This window comes from Aequoribacter sp., assembly GCF_965659035.1.
Lineage (GTDB): Bacteria > Pseudomonadota > Gammaproteobacteria > Pseudomonadales > Halieaceae > Aequoribacter.
In genome coordinates this window covers 1-6,746 of the sequence record NZ_CBFHWH010000007.1, presented here as the reverse complement: position 1 = coordinate 6,746, position 6,746 = coordinate 1, and the positions used below count along the sequence as shown (strand labels likewise).

Genomic DNA, 6,746 nt, shown 5'->3' with positions numbered 1-6,746 from the left:
GGTGTGTTTTTTTGTGAGTTCGGATTGTGTCGCTGAATCGGCTAAGTCATCGAGCGCTCGGCAGCAGGCATAGAGCTCGGCGGCCGCTTTGGCCTGTCGCCTCGTTAGGAAAAAAGAGGCCCAATAAAAGGTCTTTCCGTGCGACGCCAATGTCTCCATGGTGCTTTCGCGAGCAGTGACTTGATCGGACGTGAGAGGCTGCGTCACCATGGGTTTACACTCCTTCGTCTCGCATGAGGTGCTCTACCACTTTGGCGGAGGACAGCACCCCTGGCAATCCGGCGCCGGGATGTGTGCCGGCGCCCGTAAAATATAAGTTGCTCACATCGGGGTCGCGGTTGTGATAACGAAAGTAAGCTGACTGGGTGAGCGTCGGTGCAATCGAAAACCCCGCGCCATGCTCAGACCGATACTGCGTTTTGAAATCCTCAGGCGTCATCCAAAACTCGGCGCAGATCGTGTCTGCAAGCCCCGGAAGGATCGTTTCATTCAATGCGGTCACAATACGATCTCTCAGCCGCGGGCCTTCTACTTCCCAGTCGGTGCCAGATTTTAAATTAGAGACAGGGCACAGGACGTAAAAACTCTCGCAGCCGTCTGGTGCGAAGCTCGGATCCGTCGCCGTCGGACGGTGTAGGTACAGCGAGAAGTCATCTGGGACGATATGGTTGTCAAAGATATCTTCTAGTAACTCTTTGTGTCTAGGGCCCAGCCATATCGTGTGGTGCGCAATGTCGCTGTAAGTGGCGCGCGTGCCAAAGTAGAGTACAAACAGTCCCATCGAGTACTGTGTGAGTGCTTCTGGGCGTCGAATGGGTTGGCGTTTGAGTGATTTGGGCAGCAAAGCTCGATACGCGTGGGGGGCATCTCCGTTAAAAACGACGTTATCGGCGCGTATTGTTTGGCCCTGACTGGTAACGACGCCTGTTGCACGGTGATTCTCGATAAGAATTTGCTCTACATCGCACTCAGTCTGGATCAATATGCCCTCTTCTTGCATTAGGGTTTTTAGTGCTAAAACCAAGGCGCCTGTTCCCCCCATGCAAAAATGGATGCCCCATTGGCGCTCTAAGTAATGTATGAGCGTGTAGATCGAAGTCGTCGTATACGGGTTGCCGCCGACCAGCAGTGGATGGACCGAAAATACTTTGCGCAAGTGCTCGTTACGAATGAATCGGCTCACCAAACCGAAAACGGTGCGATAGCTCTGCAGGCGGACAAGTGCGGGCACCTGTTTGAGCATCGTCGTAAACGTGGTGAAGGGCTGTGCCGACAGCTGTTCAAATCCGACCGAAAAGATCTTTTGTGACAGGGCGAGAAGTGATTGATAACCAGCAACATCTTTTGGTTCGAATTTGGCGATTTCCGCAAACGTGTGCTCGATATCGCCTTTGTAGGTGAACGATTTACCATCGTTAAAATAGAATTCGTACCACGTGTCCAAGGGCACAATGTCGGCATAATCCGCAATATCTTTGTTGAACAGCTGAAAAAGCTCTTCAAACATAAATGGAGCAGTGATGACAGTTGGGCCGGCATCGTGACGGAAACCTTCGCGTTCGAAGACTTGTGCTCTTCCTCCGAGTTCACTTAGTCGGTCAACCAGTGTAACTTGATGTCCAAGTGCGCGGCACCGCAGGGCGCTGGCAATGCCTCCAAATCCGCCGCCAACAATTAAGGTATGCGTTTGATCAGTCGTCACGTTGATTGCTCATGCAATGCTGAGTTTTTGTAAGTTCTAATGCTAGCCACTGATTAAGAGGGTTGATGACAGATTGCAGACTCGTCGGTAGCTGCGCTAACGAAGCGCTTGCCATATTGAAGTGAAAGTGCAAACGTTGTGCGGTATCTGAAAACGCATCGGACGCACACAGGCGCTGCCACCACTCTCTCGTTTCTACCGTGTCGGCGATAATTTCTCCCGTCCTTATTTTGTCAGCCCAAAGCGAGAAGCGTGCGTTAAGGTGTTTGGGTAATGTCTCTGTGAAACTTGCGATCACGGCGTTAGGGCGGCAGTTTGCCAAATCGGAACAGGGCGCTTCAGCGCCATCTGAACCGCTGAAATTTCGAATGTCGTTAATCATCTGGAAGCACAGCGCTGCATGATAAAAATAATGCTCCAGTTCTGCTTCGGGCGCGCTTTGCTGATTGATAAGAGCTGCGCCGACAACACCCATACTGAGTAGAGGGGCGGTTTTGCTGACAGCGATTTGCTCGTATTCAGACCACGTAGGGTAGCCGGCATTGGCGAATTCGGCGGCTTGGCCACCCACCAAAGCAGAGATGCTCGACGACAAAAGGTGGAGGCTTTCGGTACCCGCTCGCGCAGCAAACTCATAGGCTTTAGCGATTAAGTAGTCTCCCAAACAGACGGCAACGGCCTCTCCATACTGCCTAAAGGTCGTTTGCTGGCCTCGTCGCTTACTGTCTTTGTCACACAGATCATCGTGCACCAAGGACGCATTGTGCAAAAGTTCCACTGCCGCGGCCCATGAAGACGCTGCCTGTGACGAAGATCCATACTGCCGCGCTGCCGAGTACGCGAGTTTGCCGCGTAAATGCTTGCCTCGTTTGTTGAAATGCTCGCGACAGGGGTCGCGGAGTGATAAGGGCGCTTGTTGAACAGTGATTTTGAACGCTTGTTCAAGCCCTTCCTCAATGCACTGCTTACCTGCCACGTGAGGCGCTGCTACGCCGCTTGCTACCGCTAAGATGGTCTGATCCATAGTCCAACCTTCAGTTATTTTTGTCTTGTTGGTATGGGGCATACGCACGCAAGTTTGGTTGAGGATCACTGGATCAAGAAAAATTTAAAAGTCAATTCCAGTTAAATTTCTTTATTAAAATATTTTTCTTTATAAAACAATTAGTTGGATATTTTTTTGGTGCATCGTTATTTTTTTTTGCGACGAAAGTGATCCAATTTGCGATGAGATGCGCATCAAACACGTGCATCTGCACTGTGGTAACAAGCGGTAAAATATCTCGAGATAAGAAAAATTGGAGAAATAGCTATGTTCAATAAAAGTGTAAACGTGTGGCACAAAGCAGGGGTAGTCGGCCTGTTTGCGCTCGGTTCAAGCTCTGTGTTTGCAAGCACAATGCTTCAATCGGGTGACTTTGTGGGCTACTCTTTCTGGTTAATATCAATGGCCTTGGCAGCCTCTACAATGTTCTTCCTAATGGAAGCGTTGCGGATGGGTGGCAAGTGGGCGACGAGTCTGACTGTATCGGCTTTGGTAACGTTCATCGCAGCCTTCCACTACATGTATATGCGTGAAGTGTGGGTGAGCACAGGAACTTCGCCAACGGATTTCCGTTACATCGACTGGTTGCTAACAGTCCCACTGTTGATGATCGAGTTCTACTTGATCTTAGCTGCGATTACGAAGGTGTCTGGTGGTGTCTTCTGGCGCCTGTTGATCGGTACCTTAGTAATGCTGGTCCCTGGTTACATGGGCGAGGCGGGTTACTTGAACGTCACAGTAGGCTTTGTAATCGGAATGCTAGGATGGTTCTACATTCTGTACGAAATCTTTGCGGGTGAAGCAAGTAAGGTTGCTGCAGCGGAAGCACCTCCTGCAGTCCAAAAAGCGTACGGTTTGATGAAGTGGACAGTGACAATCGGCTGGGCAATTTACCCCATCGGTTACTTCCTGGGCTACATGGCGGGCGGTACTGATCAGGGCACCCTGAACATCGTGTACAACCTAGCAGATGTCTTGAACAAGATCGCGTTCGGCCTGTTCATTTGGTACGCAGCAAACGAAGACACTTCAGCGAAAGCTTAAGTTTTATAGTCCTTTTCAAGCCGCCGCAGGGCGGCTTTTTTCGTTATAACCTGGCTGTGACGCCTGATCTAGGTGTCGAGCCGTTCACTGTGGCACTGATTTAGTGGTATTTTTTGCAAAAACCGAAAAAAACCCTCCTCTTTTCAAAGAAAGTCACTCACCCCGGCGTAATTTCCTGTAAACTTGCGCGCGAAATTTTAAGTTGTATTTTTTAAACACTAAACTCGACGAGTAGACCAATGGCAGCAGATCTATCTTTATACAGAAATATTGGTATTTTCGCGCACGTGGACGCGGGTAAAACCACCACGACCGAACGTATCCTTAAATTGACCGGTAAAATCCACCGCACCGGTGAGGTACACGATGGTGCAGCGACTACCGATTTCATGGAGCAGGAACAAGAGCGCGGTATTACCATTCAGTCAGCAGCGACGACCTGCTTCTGGAACGATCACCGCTTAAACATCATCGATACTCCTGGGCACGTTGACTTCACCGTGGAAGTTTACCGTTCTTTGAAAGTATTGGACGGCGGCGTGGGTGTATTCTGTGGTTCGGGTGGCGTTGAGCCCCAATCAGAAACCAACTGGCGCTACGCCAACGAGTCGGAAGTTGCTCGTTTGATTTTTGTAAACAAACTAGACCGTTTGGGTGCCGATTTCTATCGCGTAGTAGATCAGGTGCGCGACGTCTTGGCGGCTAACCCATTGGTCATGACTTTGCCGATCGGTCGTGAAGACGATTTCGTGGGTGTGGTGGATGTATTAACCAAGAAGGCCTACATTTGGGACGACTCTGGTCAGCCAGAAAACTACGAAGTGACTGATGTTCCAGCCGACATGGTCGATGATGTCGATGCTTACTACGAGCAGCTGATTGAAACTGCAGTTGAGCAAGACGACGACTTAATGATGGCTTACATGGAAGGCGAGCAGCCTTCGATTGAAGACGTTAAACGTTGTATCCGCGAGGGCACTCGTAAACTCGACTTCTTCCCAACCTACTGTGGTTCGGCCTTCAAAAACAAGGGCATTCAGTTGGTATTGGATGCGGTTGTTGATTATCTCCCCAGCCCAACCGAAGTTGATCCTCAGGATCTTACCGACGAAGAAGGTAACCCCACGGGCAAAGTTGCTACCGTTTCCCTTGACGAGCCTTTCCGCGCTTTAGCGTTTAAAATCATGGACGACCGTTTTGGCGCCTTGACCTTTATTCGCGTTTACTCGGGTAAGTTGAAAAAGGGCGATACCATCCTGAACTCCGCCACGGGTAAAACCGAGCGAATTGGCCGAATGGTAGAGATGCACGCTAACGACCGTAACGAGATCGATACCGTTCAAGCGGGTGATATTTTCGCCTGTATTGGCATGAAAAACGTGCAAACGGGTCATACACTGTGTTCTGTCGATCACCCTTGTACGCTGGAAGCGATGGTGTTTCCTGAGCCTGTTATCTCGATTGCCGTTGCACCGAAAGACAAAGGTGGCTCAGAGAAAATGGGTATCGCGATCGGTAAAATGATTGCTGAAGACCCATCGTTCCGCGTTGAAACTGACGAAGACTCAGGTGAGACCATTCTTAAGGGTATGGGCGAATTGCACCTAGACATTAAGATCGACATTCTTAAGCGTACCTATGGTGTTGAGCTCGTGGTTGGTCAGCCTCAGGTGGCCTATCGCGAAACCATCACCCAGGCAGTCGAAGACAGCTACACCCACAAGAAACAGTCGGGTGGCTCAGGTCAGTACGGTAAAATTGACTACCGAATCCGTCCCGGTGAAGTGGGCAGTGGCTTCAGCTTTAAGTCGACGGTTGTGGGTGGTAACGTACCGAAAGAATTCTTCCCAGCGATTGAGAAGGGTTTCGAGAATATGATGGCTGAAGGTCCATTGGCTCGCTTCCCCGTGCTGGACGTAGAAGTCGAGTTATACGATGGTTCTTACCACGCGGTTGACTCATCGGCAATTGCATTTGAACTGGCAGCGCGTGGCGCATATCGTCAGTCGATGTCAAAAGCCGGTCCTCAGTTGATTGAACCGATCATGAAGGTGGATGTGTTCACGCCTGAAGATCACGTTGGTGACGTTATCGGTGATTTAAACCGTCGTCGTGGCATGATTAAAGACCAAATGCCATCGTCTACCGGTGTTCGTGTAAAAGCCGATGTGCCTCTGTCTGAGATGTTTGGCTATATTGGCCATTTGCGTACCATGACTTCAGGTCGCGGTCAGTTCTCGATGGAGTTTTCGCACTACCTACCATGCCCAGCAGCTGTGTCGGCTAAGGTAATCGAAGAAGCCAAAGCGCGTCGTGAAGCGAAGAATAAGTAGGTCTTAGGGCCTGACTCTGAAAACCCGGCCAAGCCGGGTTTTTTTACGCCCGCGAAAAAGACGCTGAATTAGGTTTTAAAGCGCTGGCGCTATCTCATACAATGTGGCGTTTTTTTAGGGGGGTTACAAATAGTGACGGATAAGACGCAGTTAATTGAAGGCTTGAACGGGCATGCACCGGGTTTCATTCGTATGCTGGGCGGGCGTATTGTTGATGTCGATTTAGAGCAGGCGACCTGCGTGTTCGAATTTAATGTCAGCAAGGACTTTTGTCACAGTATTGATATCGTGCAGGGCGGCTTTATTACCGCGATGTTGGATGCGGCGATGTCGCACGCCATTTTTGCTGTTGATCAAAGTATTACAGCGGTATCCTCGCTCGAAATTAAGACGTCTTACTTGGCACCGACTCGCGCCGGATCTTTGCGAGTGGAGGGTCGTGTGATTAAGGCGAGCTACAAAACGGCCTTTTTTGAGGGATCTATTACCAATAGTGATGGCGAATTGACGGCTACGTCGAGTTCTGTGGCGAAACTTGGACGGGCAAAATAATTTTGGTTTGCCCTCGTGCGACGGCTTTAAGGCGAGGTGGTAGCTACGACTGGACTTGAACCAGTGACCC

Annotated in this window: 6 protein-coding genes; 3 read left to right on the top strand and 3 right to left on the bottom strand. The window is 50.1% G+C overall.

The window, feature by feature from the left end:
- From ACTF5Z_RS02265 to ACTF5Z_RS02255, 3 genes are all read right to left on the bottom strand, one after another.
- Positions 1 to 210: squalene/phytoene synthase family protein (locus ACTF5Z_RS02265; protein WP_438984340.1), on the bottom strand; the 210-nt coding region annotated here is incomplete at its 3' end.
- A gap of 4 nt (positions 211 to 214) precedes the next feature.
- Positions 215 to 1,702 carry a phytoene desaturase family protein gene (gene crtI, locus ACTF5Z_RS02260; RefSeq protein WP_438984339.1) on the bottom strand — a complete coding sequence of 496 codons (1,488 nt, stop codon included), beginning with the start codon at positions 1,700 to 1,702 and terminating at the stop codon, positions 215 to 217.
- Positions 1,692 to 2,726: a polyprenyl synthetase family protein gene (locus ACTF5Z_RS02255; protein WP_438984338.1), complete on the bottom strand. Its 1,035-nt coding sequence runs from the start codon at positions 2,724 to 2,726 to the stop codon at positions 1,692 to 1,694. Before ACTF5Z_RS02255 ends, crtI begins: the two co-directional genes overlap by 11 nt.
- Before the next feature lie 288 nt (positions 2,727 to 3,014).
- Between ACTF5Z_RS02255 and ACTF5Z_RS02250 the strand changes: the two genes are divergently transcribed.
- The 3 genes from ACTF5Z_RS02250 (at position 3,015) to ACTF5Z_RS02240 (ending at position 6,676) form a co-directional block, all read left to right on the top strand.
- Positions 3,015 to 3,791, top strand: a complete 777-nt coding sequence (locus tag ACTF5Z_RS02250; RefSeq protein ID WP_423848720.1) for a bacteriorhodopsin — start codon at positions 3,015 to 3,017, stop codon at positions 3,789 to 3,791.
- Positions 3,792 to 4,030: 239 nt separating this feature from the next.
- Positions 4,031 to 6,124, top strand: coding sequence for an elongation factor G (gene fusA / locus ACTF5Z_RS02245; RefSeq protein WP_438984337.1), 2,094 nt, complete (start codon positions 4,031 to 4,033; stop codon positions 6,122 to 6,124).
- Positions 6,125 to 6,256: 132 nt separating this feature from the next.
- On the top strand, positions 6,257 to 6,676 hold the full coding sequence (locus ACTF5Z_RS02240; RefSeq protein ID WP_423848722.1) for a PaaI family thioesterase: 420 nt from the start codon (positions 6,257 to 6,259) through the stop codon (positions 6,674 to 6,676).
- Positions 6,677 to 6,746: the final 70 nt, after the last annotated feature.

Excerpts from the sequence above, each read along its gene's own strand:
- ACTF5Z_RS02255 (WP_438984338.1), bottom strand. The coding sequence starts at position 2,726 with ATGGATCAGACCATCTTAGCGGTAGCAAGCGGCGTAGCAGCGCCTCAC.
- ACTF5Z_RS02250 (WP_423848720.1), top strand. The coding sequence starts at position 3,015 with ATGTTCAATAAAAGTGTAAACGTGTGGCACAAAGCAGGGGTAGTCGGC.
- fusA (WP_438984337.1), top strand. The coding sequence starts at position 4,031 with ATGGCAGCAGATCTATCTTTATACAGAAATATTGGTATTTTCGCGCAC.